This window comes from Streptomyces sp. NBC_01485, from assembly GCF_036227125.1.
Classification (GTDB): domain Bacteria; phylum Actinomycetota; class Actinomycetes; order Streptomycetales; family Streptomycetaceae; genus Streptomyces.
Map to the genome: position 1 here is coordinate 5,941,603 of NZ_CP109435.1, position 16,586 is coordinate 5,958,188.

Genomic DNA, 16,586 nt, shown 5'->3' on the forward strand with positions numbered 1-16,586 from the left:
CACCGAGGACCCGGCGCGGTTCTACGGTCCCTCGTGATCCCGGTCGCACGGTGCCGCCGGGGCGGACCGGGCGGAACGGGGAGGGGCCGATGGGGTTGCGGGGGAAGGAAGTGTGGCGGGACGCGGTGCCGAGTGCCGCGGGCGGGCTGGTCCTGGACCTGTGCGAGGAGCTGATCGACGGCCACGCGCGGCGCCGGGGCCCGATGCCCGTCGTCGTCGTGCACGCGGCCCGGGAGGACTCGGACGGGGAGCACGACGGCGCGGTGCGGGAACTCGTCGAGCTGGTGCACCGGGCCCAGAAGCCGCGCTGGCTGCTGTGCCGCAGCGTGGACCCGCCCGTCGGCCCCGACGCCCCGCCGGACCGCCCGCCCGGCGACGTCACCCGCCTGGACGACCGGACGTTCGCGGCGACGACGGCGCTGGTCAAGGACGTGGCCGACGGGCCGTGGGAGAACCACCACCGCAGCCAGTACCGCCCGTACCGGATGCCCAGGTCACGGCTGATGGCCGCCCTCGACCAGGCCCTCGAGCAGGCCTTCGCCCACGCCCTCGCCCAGTCGGCCGACACCGACGCGGCGCCGCCCCCGCCGCCGGACCCGCGTGCGGTCGTCGCCCGGCTGGCGCGCCGCCGCTGGCAGCCCGCCCGGAGCGAGTCCGAGGGCTTCTGGCGGACCCTGGGCGCGACGCTCAGCCCGGCGACGGTGCTGGGCGCGGCGGCCGTCGCCGTCCTCGGCGTCCTCGCCTCCAAGCTCGGCGCATGGGCGCTCGCGGGCATGGCGCTGGCGATCCTGCTGCCCGTGGCCGGGCACCTGATCCGGCGCCGGCTGCCCCCGCTGTGGCTGGGCTCGGGCTGCCGCTGGTTCGCCACCACCACGTTCCCGGTGACGCGCAGCACCGACGCCGCCTCGGTCTGGTCGCTGTGGCAGCCCGGGCCGTCCCGCGACACGCTGGAGGAACGGGCCGTCGAGGTGGTCCGCCAACTGCTCGCCGCCGCCGCGACCGGTGACACCGGGGAGGCGTCCCGCACCCGGGAGTCGGCCCGGCAGTTCTGTCTCCAACTGCGCACCCTGGCCCTCCTGGAGGACCTGCGCGAGAACCACCGCCCCACCTGGGACCTCCGCCACCGCAAACGCACCGTCCCCCCGCTGCTGCTCATCCCCCGCGCCACCCGGGCCAACGGCGCGCTGCCCTTCCTGCGGGCCGTCAGCGACGTACGCAGCCGGCGCAGCGAGCAGGATCCGCTGCTGGTCGTCGCCGGCGTCGCCCACGCGGACCTGGCCGACCTGCGCGAACGCACCCCGCTGCCGCTGCCCGCCCCGGGCACCTACCGCCAGCCGGCCCGGCTGTACGAGGCGTGGGTGACCCGCAGCCTGCGCACCGGCCAGGCCCCGAGCATGAACGCGGCCCTGCCCTGGCTCCTGCCGGTGGCCCTGACCGGGGGCCTCCTCGACCGGTACGACCCCGACGCCGAGATCAACGAACGCAGCACCCACCGCGTACGGCGCAGTCCCTGGCTGTTCTGGTCGCGCTGGACGCTGGTCACCGCGTGCGTCCTGGCCACGACCGGCGCCGGCGGCTACTACGGCTATCTGCACCGCAACTACTGCGGCGATCCGGCGACCCTGCTGAGCCGCGACCTCGTGCTCACCCCGGACGAGGAGTGCGTCGGCGTGTTCGCGGACTACCCGCTGGAGGTCGACGACGACGCCCCCAAGCTCAGCAGCGGCGGACAGAAGATCGGTCTGACGGTCCTCCAGGACCGCATCACCGAGGCCAACGACGCCGTGGACACGCGGCAGCCGTACATCACGGTGGTCTTCGCGGGCGCGCTCACCGCGCGCTCGACGGCGGAGGGCGCGGACGACGTCCTGCGCCAGCTCGCCGGTGTGTACCTGGCCCAGCGCCACTTCAACGACTCCCACGACGCGCTCCGGATGCGGGTCCGGATCGCCAACGGCGCGCAGGGCATGGCCGCCCAGGCGGAGATGGCCGAGAAGATCGTCGAGTACGCCCGCCGGGACCGCAGCGTGGTCGGCGTGGTCGGCATGGGCATCCACGAGAAGAGCAGTGAGGACGCGCTCCGCACCCTGATGAAGGCGGGCCTGCCGGTCGTCGCCACGACCAACTCGGCCACCCACCTGGCCGAGAAGTTCTACAACTACGTGAGCCTGGCGCCCACCAACAGCGAACAGGCGTCGGCCCTGGTGGCCACACTCCCGCCCCCGGCGAAGAACGGGCCCGCCGAGCACGCCGTGGTCCTGCAACCCGGGGAGGAGGACGGGGCGGAGGGCGGCGCGTACTCGTCCTACAGCGCCGACCAGGCGGCGTCCGCGAGCGCCGCGCTGAAGGCCGCCAAGTTCCAGGTGGAGAGGGTGAGTTACCGGACCTACGGCGACGGCGGCGAGTTCACCGGGGCCGCGCAGAAGATCTGCGACGGTGAGATCCACGTCGTCCATCTGGCCGGCCGGTCGACCGACATCGAGTCCCTGATGTCGGCGCTGCTGCACAACGGCTGCGGCGCGAAGAACCCGGTGACCGTCCTGTCCGGCGACGACATGACGAAGATCCGCTTCAGGGACAAGAGCATGGAGTTCCCCACCGGCACCCGGCTGCTCTACGCCTCCCTGACCTACGAGGAGGCGCTCAAGTCCGGGGCCGTGTACGGCGCCGCGCAGAACGCGTTCGGCATGAAGCACAAGCCCGCCTGGAACGACGGCCTCTTCACCGACGGCTTCGCCGCCCTGTCCTACGACGCCGCGTTCGCCCTGCACGAGGCCGCCCAGAAGTCCGACGCCCGCGCCAACGGCGACGCCTTCGCGGTGCTGGCGGCCCTGCACTCGGTCGAGCTGACCGACGTCCTCACCGGGAACATCAGCCTCCGCAACGCCGACGACCGCCACCCGGACCGCCGCGGCCACGGCATCGGCCTCTACGAGGTCACGCAGTCGGCCAAGGGAGCCCGCCTCACCGTCAAGTGCCTGGACGGCCGCCGCTCGGGCGAGGCCCCACCGCCGGAACAGGCTACGTGCGGGAAGAAGCCGGAGGAGTAGCCGGGGGAGAGGCCGGAGGCGTAGTGGGTGTCGTCGCGGCCTTCTTCGCGGCCTTCTTCCTGGGGTCCGGCAGGGCGTTGGTCATGCCGGGCAGGAAGTCCGTGAACAGGTCGTGCACTTCCAGTACGAGCGGCCGCAGCACCCGGAACCGGGCCAGCGCCACGCCCCGCGCGGTGAGGCGCGCACCCCGTCCGGCCAGCCGGTAGCTGCGCTCGCGGCCCTCCGTACGGTCGTAGATCCAGTACATGACGAGGCCCATCTGGGAGAGCCACATCAACTCGGGCAGCACCTCCCGCAGTTCCTCCGGCACCTTCGCCTTCGAACCCGCGAGCACCTCCTTGTGGACGGCGATGGCCTCCACGCGCGCGTGCTCCGACTCGGTGGAGAAGGGGCTCAGCGGGCTGTCCGGATCGGCGGCGGTCTTGAAGAACTGCACCGCGAACTCGTGGTACGGCGTGGCCACGTCCAGCCAGGTCCGCAGCACGCCCGCGAGCCGCGCCTCCAGGCTGGTCTCCCGCGCCAGGATGCCCCGGACCGCCTCCCGGTGCTCGGCCGCGAGCCGGTCGTAGAAGCCCTGGATCAGGTGTTCCTTGCCGGCGAAGTAGTAGTACGCGTTGCCGACCGAGACCCCGGCCTCCTGGGCGATGGCCCGCATCGTCGTCTTGTCGTAACCGCGCTCCTGGAACAGCCGCATGGCCGTCTCCAGGATCAGCGCACGGGTCTGCTCGGACTTGGACGCGGGAGCGCCGCCAGGGGACTCCTGAAGCTCATGGGTCTCATGGGTCTCATGGGTCGGGGGTTCGGCCTCGGCTGGACCGTTGTTGTTCGCGGGCACGGAAGGAGCCTAACGAGTGGAGCAGGCGCCGTCGGCACAGGTGGGCGGAGCGTAGCTCCAGCCCCGGTGCGGGTCGTACGACCATCCGTCGCCGCGCCGGTAGACGCCCCCGCCCCAGCCCGCGCCGCCCTGCGCGCCGCGCCACTTGGTGGCGGCGAGCACGGCGGCCCGCGCGAGCTTGGCCCCGGCGGGGGTGCTGAGCCGGTGCGACAGCGGGCGGTGCTCGCGCAGCGCCCACAGGACGACGATCCAGGCGGCGGCGCCCCGGTAGACCTGGCCGGCGTCGCCGACGACGGTGATCTCGTCGAGGGTGGCGCGGTGGTCGAGCCCGGGGAAGCGGGCGCGGGCCTCGGCGGAGGCCGCCGGGACGAACTCCAGCGGCACGAGCTGCGGCTGCCGGCTCAGCCGGGCGCGCAGGAAGCGGCACAGGGAGCACTCGGCGTCGTAGAGGACGGTGAGCCGGCGGACCGGGACGCGGCGGGCGTCCCGGTCGGCGGCGGCCTGTTCGGCCTGTTCGGCGGTCATCGTGCTCAGGCCCCGGCCGGAGGCGCGGCAGGCGCCGCCCAGCCCTGCGGGGCGACCGGCGGGATCTGCTCCCGCTCCATGATCCCGCGCCGCCGGATCCGGTTGAGCACGTACACGTTGCCCAGGTGCATCGCGCCGAGCACCAGCAGCACCACGCCCACCTTGGTCGACAGGGCCTCGAAGATGCCGCGCGTGTCCTCGATGGTGGCGTCGCCGCTGAGGTAGAGGGCGACGAAACCGAGGTTGACGAGGTAGAAGCCGACCACCAGGAGGTGGTTGACGGCGTCGGCGAGCTTCTCGTTCCCCTGGAGCACATCGGCGAGGAAGACCCGCCCGTTGCGACTGAGAGTCCGGGCCACCCAGACGGTCAGACCGACGCTGACGACCAGGTAGACGACGTAGGCGATGACCGTACGATCCATGTTCCCCACCTTTGCTCACCTCTGTTTGAACGCGTTCAAAACGCTGTCAGGACTGACTGTAGACCTGTTTTTGAACACGTTCAACCGGCTTGATGGGTGAGAGTACGCCAGAGGGCCCCGTCTCCACTCGGAGACGGGGCCCTCTGGCGTACCGGAGACGACGGGGTCAGAAGCGGCGGGTGATCAGGGCTCGCTTCACTTCCTGGATCGCCTTCGTGACCTCGATGCCGCGCGGGCAGGCGTCCGTGCAGTTGAACGTGGTGCGGCAGCGCCAGACGCCGTCCTTGTCGTTCAGGATCTCCAGGCGCTGCTCGCCCGCGTCGTCACGCGAGTCGAAGATGAAGCGGTGGGCGTTCACGATCGCGGCCGGGCCGAAGTACTGGCCGTCGTTCCAGAAGACCGGGCACGAGGACGTGCAGGCCGCGCAGAGGATGCACTTCGTCGTGTCGTCGAAGCGCTCGCGGTCCTCCGCCGTCTGGAGACGTTCCCGGGTCGGCTCGTTCGTGTCCTTCGTGATGAGGAAGGGCATGACGTCGCGGTACGCCTGGAAGAACGGGTCCATGTCGACGACCAGGTCCTTCAGGACCGTCAGGCCCTTGATGGGCTCGACCGTGATCGGCTTCTCGGGGTTGAGGTCCTTGATCAGCGTCTTGCACGCGAGGCGGTTCTTGCCGTTGATCCGCATCGCGTCCGACCCGCAGATGCCGTGCGCGCAGGAACGGCGGAAGGTCAGCGTGCCGTCGAGGTCCCACTTGATCTTGTGGAGGCCGTCGAGGACGCGCTCCTTGGGGTCGATCTCCAGGTGGAAGTCTTCCCAGACCGCCTCCGCCGAGACCTCCGGGTTGAACCGGCGGATCCGGAAGGCGACGGTGATGTACGGGGAGGCCGCGGCCTCCGCCTCGACCTTGTCCAGAACGGGGGTTGCCATCAGTACTTACGCTCCATCGGCTGGTAGCGGGTCTGGACGACCGGCTTGTAGTCGAGACGGATGGAATCCGTCCCGTCGGCGCCGACCTCGCGGTACGCCATCGTGTGGCGCATGAAGTTGACGTCGTCGCGGTTGGGGTAGTCCTCGCGGTAGTGACCGCCGCGGGACTCCTTGCGGGCCAGCGCCGACACGGCCATGACCTCGGCCAGGTCGAGCAGGTTGCCCAGTTCGACGGCCTCCAGCAGGTCCGTGTTGAACCGCCTGCCCTTGTCCTGGATCGAGACGTTCCGGTAGCGCTCGCGCAGTTCGGCGATCTTCTCGACGGCCGTCTTGATCGTCTGCTCGGTGCGGAACACCATGACGTTCGCGTCCATGGTCTCCTGCAGCTCGCGCCGCAGCTCCGCCACCCGCTCGGTGCCGGTGGCCGACCGCAGGTTCTCCACCTGGTCGATCACCTGCTGCGCGGGCTCCTCCGGCAGCTCGACGTACGCCGCCTTCTGGGAGTACTCGGCGGCGGCGATGCCCGCACGCTTGCCGAACACGTTGATGTCCAGAAGGCTGTTCGTGCCCAGCCGGTTGGCGCCGTGCACCGACACGCACGCGACCTCGCCGGCCGCGTACAGGCCCGGGACGACCGTGGTGTTGTCGAGCAGCACCTCACCCTGGACGTTCGTCGGGATGCCGCCCATCGCGTAGTGCGCGGTGGGCTGGATCGGGATCGGGTCCGTGTACGGCTCGATGCCCAGGTACGTGCGCGCGAACTCGGTGATGTCGGGCAGCTTGGCGTCCAACTGCTCCGGCGGGAGGTGCGTCAGGTCCAGGTAGACGTGGTCGCCCTCCGGGCCGCAGCCACGGCCCTCGCGGATCTCCGTGTAGATCGACCGGGACACGACGTCACGCGACGCGAGGTCCTTCATCACCGGCGCGTACTTCTCCATGAAGCGCTCGCCGTCCTTGTTGCGGAGGATGCCGCCCTCACCGCGGGCGCCCTCCGTCAGCAGGATGCCCATGCGCCAGATGCCGGTCGGGTGGAACTGGAAGAACTCCATGTCCTCCAGCGGCAGCCCGCGCCGGTACACGGCCGCCTGGCCGTCACCGGTCAGCGTGTGCGCGTTCGACGTCACCTTGAAGAACTTGCCGGTGCCGCCGGACGCGTAGATCACGGCCTTCGCCTGGAAGACGTGGATCTCGCCGGTGGCCAGCTCGTACGCGACGACGCCCGCCGACCGCTTGACGCCGTCGACCTCGGTGATCAGCTGGTCGAGGACGTAGAACTCGTTGAAGAACTCCACGCCCTCCTTCACGCAGTTCTGGTACAGCGTCTGGAGGATCATGTGACCGGTGCGGTCGGCCGCGTAGCAGGACCGGCGGACCGGGGCCTCGCCGTGGTTGCGGCTGTGCCCGCCGAACCGGCGCTGGTCGATCGTCCCGTCGGGCGTCCGGTTGAACGGCAGGCCCATCTTCTCCAGGTCGAGGACCGAGTCGATGGCCTCCTTCGCCAGGATCTCGGCGGCGTCCTGGTCGACCAGGTAGTCGCCGCCCTTGATCGTGTCGAAGGTGTGCCACTCCCAGTTGTCCTCCTCCACGTTGGCGAGCGCGGCGGCCATGCCGCCCTGCGCGGCGCCCGTGTGGGAGCGGGTGGGGTAGAGCTTGGTCAGCACGGCGGTGCGGCTGCGCTTCGTCGACTCGATCGCCGCGCGCATACCGGCGCCGCCCGCGCCGACGATGACGGTGTCGTACTTGTGGATCTTCATGAGTGGCTCTCTCAGTCCCTCGGTCCCGTGCGCCTAGCGGATGTTCGGGTCGAAGGTGAAGATCACCAGCGTGCCCAGCAGGATGGTGAACACCGTGGCGGTGTAGAGCAGGCCCTTCAGCCACAGCCGGGTGTTCGCGCGCTCCGCGTAGTCGTTGATGACCGTGCGCAGGCCGTTCGCCCCGTGCAGCATCGCGAGCCACAGCATCAGCAGGTCCCAGACCTGCCAGAACGGGGACGCCCAGCGGCCGGCCACGAAGGCGAAGCCGATCTTCGAGACGCCGCCGTCCAGCACGAGCTGGATCAGCAGGTGGCCCAGGACCAGCACGACCAGCACGACGCCGGACAGCCGCATGAACAGCCACGCGGCCATCTCGAAGTTGCCCCGGGTGGACTTGGGGGTCTTCTTGGTGCGCTGGCGGGGGGCCTCGATGAGGGGCGCCGGGTTGTCCACGCCGTAGAGCGAGCCGCCCTCGACGGGGCCGATGCCGGCAGCGGTGGTTTCAGTGGTGGCCATCGGTGTCAGCTCCCGAGCAGTTCACGAGCGGCGTGCCCGAGGACGGGGTAGATGGCCCCGAGCATCAGCACGAGCCACAGGCCCACGACGCTCCAGAGCATCTGCTTCTGGTAGCGCGGGCCCTTCGACCAGAAGTCGACGGCGATGACGCGCAGACCGTTGAGCGCGTGGAAGAGGATGGCGGCGACGAGGCCGTACTCCAGCAGCGCGACGATCGGGGTCTTGTAGGTGGCTACGACCTTGTCGTAGTCCTCGGGGGAGACACGCACGAGCGCGGTGTCCAGCACGTGAACGAACAGGAAGAAGAAGATGAGGACGCCGGTGACTCGATGAGCCACCCAGGACCACATTCCTTCCCGGCCGCGGTACAGCGTTCCAGCCGGCACGGAAGCCCTCCGGGAGCGGGGATTGGGGCCGCCGGCTTGTGCTGTCGGTCGGGCCCGGCCGGGTACGGTCCACCGGCCCCCAGCATCGTAGCGAGGCGCTGGCGCTGGGCTTACGCCGGGCCTACCCGTGTGATCAAAGTGGCACGCGTATGGGTGAGTGTTGCGGCATCTGGGGTGGTTTGTCCTGTTTGTGTGCCGAATGTGGGCCCGGTGGGGGCTGGTCGCGCCCCGCGGCGGAGCCGCAAACGTCACAGCCCCGCGCCCCTTTAGAGGAGCTGCAGTAGCCGTTGCCTTGCCAGGCGGCGTAGCTCTTCTGCCGCTACCACCCGTTCGTCCTCGGGATCGTTTGTCAATCGTGATCGGATGGCTCCGAGGATGTGGTCCAGGGATTCGGGTGCGGGGACGGCGTCGAGGCAGATGACGAAGGTGTGGCCGAATCTGGCCTCGTAGGCCGCCTGGGCCGCGCTCAACGCCATGTGGGCCGCGCCGTACGCGTCCGGCGGGAGGGGCGGGAGGGTCTCGCCGGCCAGGGCCTCTGCCAGGTCGCCCGAGGTCAGGTCGTACGCGGCCTCGTCCGACGCGGCCAGGAGGGCGTCGAGGGTCGGGTACGGGCGGTGGTCGGCGATGCGGCGCGCCCAGCGGAGGCTGCGGAGGCAGGTGAGGAGGGTGTGGTGGGCCTCTTCGGCGGGGGCGGTGTTGAAGCCGTCCAGCGGGGGTGTGGGTGAGGTCAGCGGGGGTGTGGGTGAGGTCCGGGTCTGCGCCGGTATGGCGAGGCGGCCGGAGAGGTGGGAGAGGCGGTGCGCAGGCAGCGTGGATCCTCGCGTCACGTGTGGTGTGGCTGGGGATGCAGTGGGTGCAAGTGGATGCAGTGAAGGATGTGGTGCCAACGTTATCGAGAGCGGTCAGTACGTGTCCGACCAGTGCCCGAATTTCACTCGAACGAGAGTGTTTCGGAATGTGTCGTGGACACCAACGTGGGGATTTCGGCGCGCCGGGGGCCGGTGAGGGTCGTACGGTTGGCCGAGTGAGCAGGCACAGGCATCGGCGCCGGACGCCGCAGAGGAAGCCGCAGCAGAAGGTGGTGCTGCGGGCGCTGACGGCGGGCGGGCTGGTCGCCGCGCTCGGGGTCGGAATGGGGCTGTGGGCCTCGTCGGGCGACGACGGCGGCGGCGACGGGACGCCGGCCGGGTCGGCCGCCTCCCAGCAGGCCGCCGGGACCTCCGCCGCCGACGACACCCCGGCGTCCGCCGCCGCGCGGGCCGCGAGCCCGACGCCCAGCCGCTCCTACGCCCTGTCCACCGCCCCCCGCACCATCCCCGCCGTCAGCTCCCACACCCCGGCGCGCGGCCCGGGCTGGCGTCCGGCCGCCGGACACCGGGTGGTCGTGAACGACGCGAGCCTCGCCGACGAGGGGCAGCTGATCGCGGGCGAGCTGGGCATGACGTACGCGGGGAAGAAGAGCGACGCGAAGGCCGGGGACCTGCGGCTGGCGCTCAACCGCGCCTCCGGTGCGGGCCCCGAGTCGTACAACATGACAGTTCGTGGTGGAAGTGTCACGATCAGCGGCCCCTCCGACGCCGGCGTGTTCTACGGGACCCGCACGCTCAAGCAGGAGGTGCACAAGGGCGGCACCGCCCCGGAGGGCGTCGTCAAGGACGCGCCGGCCAAGCCGCAGCGCGGGTTCATGCTGGACATCGCGCGCAAGTACTTCAGCCCGGCCTGGATCGAGGACCGGGTGCGCGAGCTCGGCGATCTGAAGTTCAACCAGCTCGGGCTGCACTTCTCCGACGACCAGTCCTTCCGGATCGAGTCCGACTCCCACCCGGAGATCGTCGCGCGGCAGCACCTCACCAAGGCCGAGGTGAAGAAGATCGTCGACCTCGCGGCGAGCCGGCACATCACCGTCGTGCCCGAGATCGACTCGCCGGGACACCTGGGCGCCGTCCTCGCCGCCCATCCCGAACTCCAGTTGCGCAATGTGAGCGGGGTGGCGACCCGCGGGGCGATCGACATCTCCAAGGACGCCTCCGCGAGTCTCCTCGACGACCTGCTGGACGAGTACGCCGGCCTCTTCCCCGGCGCCTACTGGCACCTCGGCGGCGACGAGTACCAGGCCCTCACGGTGTCGAGCCCGGCCGCCTCCTTCCCGCAGCTCGCCTCCGCCGCGGCGGCCCGGTACGGCTCCGGCGCGGGCGTCTCCGACCTCGCCACCGGCTGGCTCAACGACCGCGCCGACACCGTCCGCGCCCACGACCGCACCATGCGGGTGTGGAACGACGGCTTCTTCCGGGGCACGTCGGTCAAGCCGGCCTCCGACCTCGTCGTCGCGTACTGGACGGGCAAGGAGATCGGGGCGCGGACGCCGGTGGAGTACCTGAGCGCGGGGCGCAAGGTGCTCAACTACAACGACGAGTACCTGTACTACGTCCTCGGCGAACCGCAGACCTTCGTCTATCCGACCGGGCAGCGCATCTACGAGCAGTGGACCCCGCGCGTCCTGCGCGGTACGACGCCGGTGGCCGCGAAGTACGACGCCCAGATCCTCGGCGGCTCCCTCGCGGTGTGGTGCGACCTCGCCAACTCCCAGACGCAGGCGCAGGTCGCGGCGGGGATCCGGATGCCGCTGAACGCGACGTCCCAGAAGCTGTGGGACGCGGGGACGCCACCGCTGACGTGGACCCAGTTCAAGGCGCTGGCCAACGAACTGGGCTGATTTCCGGTGGACTTACGGGGCTGGTGAACCGTATGTTCCGGGGGCTTTCTTCGCTCTCGGGGGACTTCCATGCAGACACCTCAGTACAACGCCGTGCCCAACGGCAGCGGCATGCCCGGCGCCGGCCCCGGCGCCATGCCCACCGCCTGGCTGCGCTCGCCCGTCGGGCTCGGGCAGGCCGCCGCCGTGATGCTCGGCCTGGTCATCGCCGCCGACCTGTTCGCCCTCTGGGCCGACTACGTCATGTACGACGTCACGGGCGACCTCGCCGGCGGCGCGCTCGGCGACGTCGCACGGGCCGACGACGCGGACCGCCTCTACAACTCCGCCGGGTACGCGCAGTCGGCGGCCCTGATCGGCTGCGCCGTCGTGTTCGTGTGCTGGTTCCACCGGGTGCGGGTCAACGCCGAGGTGTTCCGGCCGGACGGGCACAGCAAGTCGCGCGGCTGGACGGTCGGCGCCTGGTTCACGCCGGTCGTGAACCTCTGGTACCCACGCCGGATCGCGCTGGACATCTGGGACGCCAGCAGCCCCGGCACCCCCTGGGGCCCGCCCCGGCCGCACGGCCCGGTCAACGCCTGGTGGACGGCGTGGATCGTCTCGCTCATCGCCGACCGGGCCGGCTGGCAGGCGTACCGCAAGGCCGACACGGCCCAGGAGATCCACGACGCCACCGCCCAGGTGATGTTCTCGGACGCACTCGACATCCTGGCCGCGGCTCTCGCGATCGCCTTCGTCCTGCGGCTGACCCGGATGCAGCACGAGAAGGCGTTGCAGGGACCGGGGTCGATGCCGACTCTCGGCGCGGTCGGCGGAGTTGGCTGAAATCCCTCCTCTGACCGCTCCTCTTCCCCCTCCTGTGACACTCCTGGCCCGTCGCACGCAGTAAGGGGAAGTGCGGGCTCCGTAAGGTAGGCGCCCTGGCGAGGGAGACGTGGATGAGCCTGGTGGAACTGATCGCTCAGGCCGACGAACGCGGACTGACCGCCGGCGGGTTGGCTTGTTTGGATCGGTGCGTGCCCCTGCTCGGGGGTGACGACGAGACCCTGCGACCGCTGTGGGGCAACCTCGCGGAGACCTCCGATGCCGCCGACTGGGGCGAACTGCTCCAACAGGCGCGCGGCAAGCTGGAGTCCGGCGACGGGGGAGAGGGCGAAGGGCAGGAGGGCGGCGAGGGAGAGGGCGACGCGGTGGTGCTCCTGGCGCGCCGGATGCTGGCCGCGGCCCCGGCCGACCGCTCCGCCGCCGGGATGCGGCTCTGGGCCGACGCCTGCTCCGTCGCCTCCCTCCAGATCCACCGCCACCTCGACCCGACCGAGGACGCCTCCCCGGTCGACGACCGCCGCGAGGGCCGTACGGAGGGCATGTCGCCCCTGGTCGCCGCCGAACTGCGCCGCCAGATCACCGTCCTGGAACTCCTCGCCGCCCACGGCACGGGCGGACTGCGCCGCGCGCTGGAGGTCTCCACGCAGGGCCGCCGGGTGCTGCGCGCGGTGGTGTCACGGCGGGCTCGTGGACGTAGGTGAGCGTGGTGCGGGGGAGACGGGTCGGTCCTGCGACGGTCTCGGGAAGTCCCCGGATCCGAGTGACGGAACACGGCCCGCCCCCGCTCTTCGAAGTGTGACGCACAGGACGACCGACCAGACCGACCAGCCGCCCCGACCCTCCGCCGCGGCGAAACCCGTGCGATGGGCGGCGGAGACGCTGGCCGCCGTGCCCGACGGCATGCGCCCGCACCTCGACTTCTCCGCACCGAGCCTGTGGCGCGTCGACCGCCTGATCGAGGAACTGCGCCGCGCGGGCACCCCGCACCCGGCCGCGGAGCACACACTGCGCGGATTCGGGGCGTACGCCGGTGAGGTGATCGCCCGCCAGACCGGCGCCGAGTGGTGGACGACCGGCGGCGACCACTGGATCCGCACCCCCGACGGCCGCCTCTGGGACCCCATCGACGAGTCCCACCGCTGCTTCGCCGGCCACGGCTCACTGCGGCTGCTGTGCAGGGACGCGACGAGGGGGAGGCGGTAGTAGCGGGCAATGGGAGGGAGCCAGGGGCCCCGCACCTGACAGCCGGATACCGTTCGGCGAATTCCGCCTGGGCGCTCCGGGCCAGGGCGCGTCCGTGCCGGAGCCCCGGGGTACCGTCGGCCGCGAACTGTGACACATCACCCCGGAAGTGTCACATTCGCAGAACTGGTACCCGGCCCCCCGGCCGCCCCCTCTGCCTCCGTCGACATGGGAGCTGTTCCAGTACTTCAACTCCAAGATCCTCGGGCCGCACTTCGAGGACCTGGCCCGCGACTTCACCCGTCGTTACGCCCCCACCCTGTTGCCCGGTGGACTGCCGGGCCCGGTCGGTACCAACGAGGTCGCCGACCAGGTCGCCCGCACGAAACACGAGGTCGATGTCATCGCCCTGGCCCGGTACTCCCTGCACGGCTTCCACCCCGACCTGGTCGACCTGGCCGACCGCCGTGACGATCTCCTCCTGGTCGATCTCCTCCTGGTCGATCTGCCCACCCTCTACGGCAGCTGACACCGGTTCGAGCCGTGTCGCACGGTGGTCACCGATGCCGCGCGGCGTCTCAGGCCAGAGCGGGTGAGCCGAGGCGACGGCCGGGGCCGCCGCGCCTGGCCCGACTGGGACATGAAGGGCCCCTGAACAGGCATTTTGTCGCCCGAGTGGAGGTTCGCGCTGACTGCCCAGGCCAGCCCTTGTCCAGGTGTCTCTGACTGTCCCCGGCCGCTGTTGGTCACGCGTTGGCCACGCTGATGAGCATTCGAGAGATCCCCAGGGCCGGTCGACTTCCCCACTTGGTTGGGACCGTCGCCGAAGGGCTGCCCTGCGGAGATTGCCGGTTCCCTGTCACCGGTGCGGCCGTGTGGTGAGGAAGTCCAGGACGAGTGGGCTTGCGACGGTGCGGAACTCCTCGAAATAGGCGTGTCGTGCTCCGGGGACCATGTGAAGCCGGGCACCGGGGATGCGGTTCGCGAGCAGGGGAGCGTTGGCGGCCGGGTTGAGCAGGTCGTCGCTGCCGTGCACGACCAGGGTGGGTGCGCTGATGCCGGGCAGGAGGTGCCACGCGTCGTGCCGGTTGCTGGCCGCCAGGTGGCGACGCTGGGCGTAGGCCGGCATGGCCGGGTCGCCGAGTGTCCGGTAGGGGCCGGGGCGGGTCGCCAGCCAGGCCGGGGTGTACATCAGGTCGAGCAGGGCCTGTCGCGCCGCACCCGGTTGCGGCTGTACCAGCGACCTGCGCACGTCGTTGTCGCGTTCGACGCCGTGCTGGCCGCCGGGCGACGTGCAGCCGAGCACCAGGGCGCGCACCCGGTGCGGATGGCGGGCCGCGAGGTGCTGGGCCACGCGTCCGCCCATGGACGTGCCGTAGACGTCGGCCCGGTCGACACCGAGCTCGTCGAGCACCGCGATCACGTCCTGCGCGAAGCCCTCGGTGCTGTAGGGCCTGTCGGGCTTGTCGCTCTCGCCCGTACCGCGGTAGTCAAGCGTGAGGGTGCTGCGGTCGGCGTGGAAGTCGTCGCGTACCCCGTCCCACCAGTGGTGGTTGTTCGCCTGGCCCGCCAGCAGAACGAGCGGCGCTCCCTCGCCTTGGACGCCCTGTCTGTGTTCCCGGACACACCGTCAGCATTCGGAATGACTCGTCTAGGAGTTTCTGGCTGTTCCTGACCGCTACTGGTCACGCGCTGGTCACGTGTCCAGCCGTCGGGTCAGCCCCTGCGGGCTGCCGCGCCAGAAGCTGCCATCACGCCGGTGGGACGGCCTGCAATGGAGGCTGAGGAGAAGTGCTGGATGGCGTCGTGTATCTGCCCGCGCATCGCGCCGGATCGTCTGAGATCGGCTGCCGAAGCTCCGGGATAAATCCAGTACGACGTTATTTGTCGAAGTAGACTTTGACGTATTCCATCGAAGTCGATGTGTGGGAGGGCGAGTGAAGAAGAGCCTGCCGGCCAAGCCGGACGACGTGGTCGACCGGGTCCGGGAGTGGGATCTGCTCGCGGAGTTCCTCACTGATCCGGATCCGGCGATGCGGCTCGGCATCGTGTCGGGGCGGCGGCGGCATGGGAAGTCGTACCTTCTGCAGGCCCTGTCCGAGCAGGTCGGCGGCCTGTACGTCACAGCGGTCCGGGAGGAGGGGCGGCTGCCCGCGATTCAGCGGTTCAGTGACGCGGTCGCCGCCCACGCCGGCCTGCGGCCGGGGAGTCTGCGTCTGAACGACTGGCGTGACGTCTTGTCCAATGCCCTTGATGTGACCGCCCGTTCGTCGCACCCGCTCCTGGTGATCGACGAGTTGCCGTATCTGCTCCAGCACTCGCCCGAGATCCCGGGGCTGCTGCAACAGCTCTACGACGAGCGTCAGCGGGGTGCCCCGCCCGGTGCCGGGCCGGGTCCGCGGCTGATCCTGTGCGGCTCCGCGATGAGCGTCATGCATGAACTGCTCTCTGGAACCAGGCCGCTGCGGGGGCGTGCGGTGGTCGATCTACGGCTGGGTGCCTTCGACTACCGTGACAGCCGGACCTTCTGGCAGATCGCCGACCCGCTGACCGCGCTGAAGGTCCACGCGGTTTTGGGCGGAGCTCCCGGCTACCGGCCGGTGGCTGCCCGGCCGCATCCGGACGACGGCTTCGACACCTGGCTTGCCCGGACACTGCTCGACCCGGGGCGGGCTGTGCACTCGCGTACCGAGACCGAGTACCTGCTGCGCGAGGACCCGAGGATCACGCAACACACGCTGTACTACGACACCCTCACCGCGATCGCGAACGGCGCCACCACGCCCAGCAAGATCGGTGCCGCTCTTGAACGTCCGCGCAACGCCGTCGCCCACCCTCTCGGAGTCCTGGAATCCACTGGCTACATCCGGCGGGAACAGGACATCCTCCGCTCCAAGCACCCCGTCATCACGCTCGCCGACCCTGTCATCCGCTTCAACCAGCTCATCACCCTCCCGCAGGCCGCCGCCGTGGAGCAGGGTTTCGCCGAGCAGGTGTGGCAGCAGGCCGCTCCGACCTTCAACTCCAAGATCCTCGGGCCGCACTTCGAGGACCTGGCCCGCGACTTCACCCGTCGTTACGCCCACACCCTGTTGCCCGGTGGACTGCCCGGCCCGGTCGGTACCACCGAGGTCGCCGACCAGGCCGCCCGGACGAAGCACGAGGTCGATGTCATCGCCCTGGCCGCCGGCGAGCGCCCGCAGGCTCCCCGCGCGAGGATCGCGCTGCTGGGCGAGGCCAAGGCGACCGCGGCTCGCCGGGGGACCGGTGACCTGGAGCGCCTGGAACGTATCCGTGCCCTGCTCGCGGATCAGGGGTACGACACCGCTGCCACCACCCTGGCCCTGTACTCGCTGCACGGCTTCTGCCCCGAACTGGTCGACCTGGCCGAGCGCCGGGACGACCTCCTCCTGGTCGATCTGCCCACCCTCTACGGCGGCTGACACCAAG

At 70.7% G+C, this 16,586-nt stretch carries 14 protein-coding genes and 2 pseudogenes; 7 read left to right on the plus strand and 9 right to left on the minus strand.

Going from position 1 to position 16,586, the window contains the following annotated elements; translation table 11 throughout:
- The first annotated feature begins 89 nt into the window (after positions 1-89).
- Positions 90-3,050 carry a hypothetical protein gene (locus OG352_RS26965; RefSeq protein ID WP_329220408.1) on the plus strand — a complete coding sequence of 987 codons (2,961 nt, stop codon included), beginning with the start codon at positions 90-92 and terminating at the stop codon, positions 3,048-3,050.
- Here the strand turns inward: OG352_RS26965 and OG352_RS26970 are convergent.
- The 8 genes from OG352_RS26970 to OG352_RS27005 all read right to left on the minus strand — a co-directional run bounded on the left by OG352_RS26970 (position 3,022) and on the right by OG352_RS27005 (position 9,243).
- A complete protein-coding gene (locus OG352_RS26970) occupies positions 3,022-3,885 on the minus strand; it encodes a TetR family transcriptional regulator (protein ID WP_443072346.1) in 864 nt (287 codons plus the stop codon). The genes OG352_RS26965 and OG352_RS26970 overlap by 29 nt on opposite strands.
- 9 nt (positions 3,886-3,894) lie before the next feature.
- On the minus strand, positions 3,895-4,410 hold the full coding sequence (locus OG352_RS26975) for a thiol-disulfide oxidoreductase DCC family protein (protein ID WP_329220409.1): 516 nt from the start codon (positions 4,408-4,410) through the stop codon (positions 3,895-3,897).
- 5 nt (positions 4,411-4,415) lie between these two features.
- Positions 4,416-4,832: a hypothetical protein gene (locus tag OG352_RS26980; protein WP_329220410.1), complete on the minus strand. Its 417-nt coding sequence runs from the start codon at positions 4,830-4,832 to the stop codon at positions 4,416-4,418.
- Positions 4,833-4,998: 166 nt separating this feature from the next.
- Positions 4,999-5,760 (minus strand): succinate dehydrogenase iron-sulfur subunit, encoded by a 762-nt coding sequence (locus OG352_RS26985; protein WP_329220412.1) that lies wholly within the window; start codon positions 5,758-5,760, stop codon positions 4,999-5,001.
- Complete coding sequence (gene sdhA, locus OG352_RS26990) at positions 5,760-7,514, minus strand: succinate dehydrogenase flavoprotein subunit (RefSeq protein ID WP_329220413.1); 1,755 nt, start codon at positions 7,512-7,514, stop codon at positions 5,760-5,762. The genes OG352_RS26985 and sdhA overlap by 1 nt, the downstream gene beginning before the upstream one ends.
- Before the next feature lie 33 nt (positions 7,515-7,547).
- On the minus strand, positions 7,548-8,030 hold the full coding sequence (locus OG352_RS26995; protein WP_329220415.1) for a succinate dehydrogenase hydrophobic membrane anchor subunit: 483 nt from the start codon (positions 8,028-8,030) through the stop codon (positions 7,548-7,550).
- 5 nt (positions 8,031-8,035) lie between these two features.
- Entirely contained in the window at positions 8,036-8,668 is a 633-nt protein-coding gene (sdhC, locus tag OG352_RS27000; RefSeq protein WP_329220416.1) for a succinate dehydrogenase, cytochrome b556 subunit, read from the minus strand.
- A gap of 14 nt (positions 8,669-8,682) precedes the next feature.
- A complete protein-coding gene (locus tag OG352_RS27005; protein ID WP_329220417.1) occupies positions 8,683-9,243 on the minus strand; it encodes a 2-oxo-4-hydroxy-4-carboxy-5-ureidoimidazoline decarboxylase in 561 nt (186 codons plus the stop codon).
- A 305-nt stretch (positions 9,244-9,548) separates the two neighbouring features.
- Between OG352_RS27005 and OG352_RS27010 the strand changes: the two genes are divergently transcribed.
- The 5 genes and pseudogenes from OG352_RS27010 to OG352_RS27030 all read left to right on the plus strand — a co-directional run.
- Positions 9,549-11,129, plus strand: a complete 1,581-nt coding sequence (locus OG352_RS27010; RefSeq protein WP_329223985.1) for a beta-N-acetylhexosaminidase — start codon at positions 9,549-9,551, stop codon at positions 11,127-11,129.
- A 69-nt stretch (positions 11,130-11,198) separates the two neighbouring features.
- Positions 11,199-11,954 (plus strand): DUF4328 domain-containing protein, encoded by a 756-nt coding sequence (locus OG352_RS27015; protein ID WP_329220418.1) that lies wholly within the window; start codon positions 11,199-11,201, stop codon positions 11,952-11,954.
- Positions 11,955-12,067: 113 nt separating this feature from the next.
- Entirely contained in the window at positions 12,068-12,655 is a 588-nt protein-coding gene (locus OG352_RS27020; RefSeq protein WP_329220419.1) for a hypothetical protein, read from the plus strand.
- A 94-nt stretch (positions 12,656-12,749) separates the two neighbouring features.
- Positions 12,750-13,157 carry a hypothetical protein gene (locus tag OG352_RS27025; protein WP_329220420.1) on the plus strand — a complete coding sequence of 136 codons (408 nt, stop codon included), beginning with the start codon at positions 12,750-12,752 and terminating at the stop codon, positions 13,155-13,157.
- 226 nt (positions 13,158-13,383) lie between these two features.
- Positions 13,384-13,665: pseudogene (locus OG352_RS27030) on the plus strand (ATP-binding protein); the annotation flags it as partial.
- 330 nt (positions 13,666-13,995) lie between these two features.
- On the opposite strand, the pseudogene OG352_RS27035 reads toward OG352_RS27030, so the two are convergent.
- Positions 13,996-14,739 (minus strand): annotated as a pseudogene (locus OG352_RS27035) (alpha/beta fold hydrolase); the annotation flags it as partial.
- Positions 14,740-15,073: 334 nt separating this feature from the next.
- On the opposite strand from OG352_RS27035, the gene OG352_RS27040 reads away from it, so the two are divergent.
- Positions 15,074-16,579, plus strand: a complete 1,506-nt coding sequence (locus tag OG352_RS27040; protein ID WP_329220422.1) for an ATP-binding protein — start codon at positions 15,074-15,076, stop codon at positions 16,577-16,579.
- Positions 16,580-16,586: the final 7 nt, after the last annotated feature.

Coding starts and splice junctions, on each gene's coding strand:
- OG352_RS26980 (WP_329220410.1), bottom strand. CDS start 4,832: ATGGATCGTACGGTCATCGCCTACGTCGTCTACCTGGTCGTCAGCGTC.
- OG352_RS26975 (WP_329220409.1), bottom strand. CDS start 4,410: ATGACCGCCGAACAGGCCGAACAGGCCGCCGCCGACCGGGACGCCCGC.
- OG352_RS26965 (WP_329220408.1), top strand. CDS start 90: ATGGGGTTGCGGGGGAAGGAAGTGTGGCGGGACGCGGTGCCGAGTGCC.
- OG352_RS26995 (WP_329220415.1), bottom strand. CDS start 8,030: ATGGCCACCACTGAAACCACCGCTGCCGGCATCGGCCCCGTCGAGGGC.
- OG352_RS26985 (WP_329220412.1), bottom strand. CDS start 5,760: ATGGCAACCCCCGTTCTGGACAAGGTCGAGGCGGAGGCCGCGGCCTCC.
- OG352_RS27015 (WP_329220418.1), top strand. CDS start 11,199: ATGCAGACACCTCAGTACAACGCCGTGCCCAACGGCAGCGGCATGCCC.
- OG352_RS27020 (WP_329220419.1), top strand. CDS start 12,068: ATGAGCCTGGTGGAACTGATCGCTCAGGCCGACGAACGCGGACTGACC.
- OG352_RS27010 (WP_329223985.1), top strand. CDS start 9,549: ATGGGGCTGTGGGCCTCGTCGGGCGACGACGGCGGCGGCGACGGGACG.
- sdhA (WP_329220413.1), bottom strand. CDS start 7,514: ATGAAGATCCACAAGTACGACACCGTCATCGTCGGCGCGGGCGGCGCC.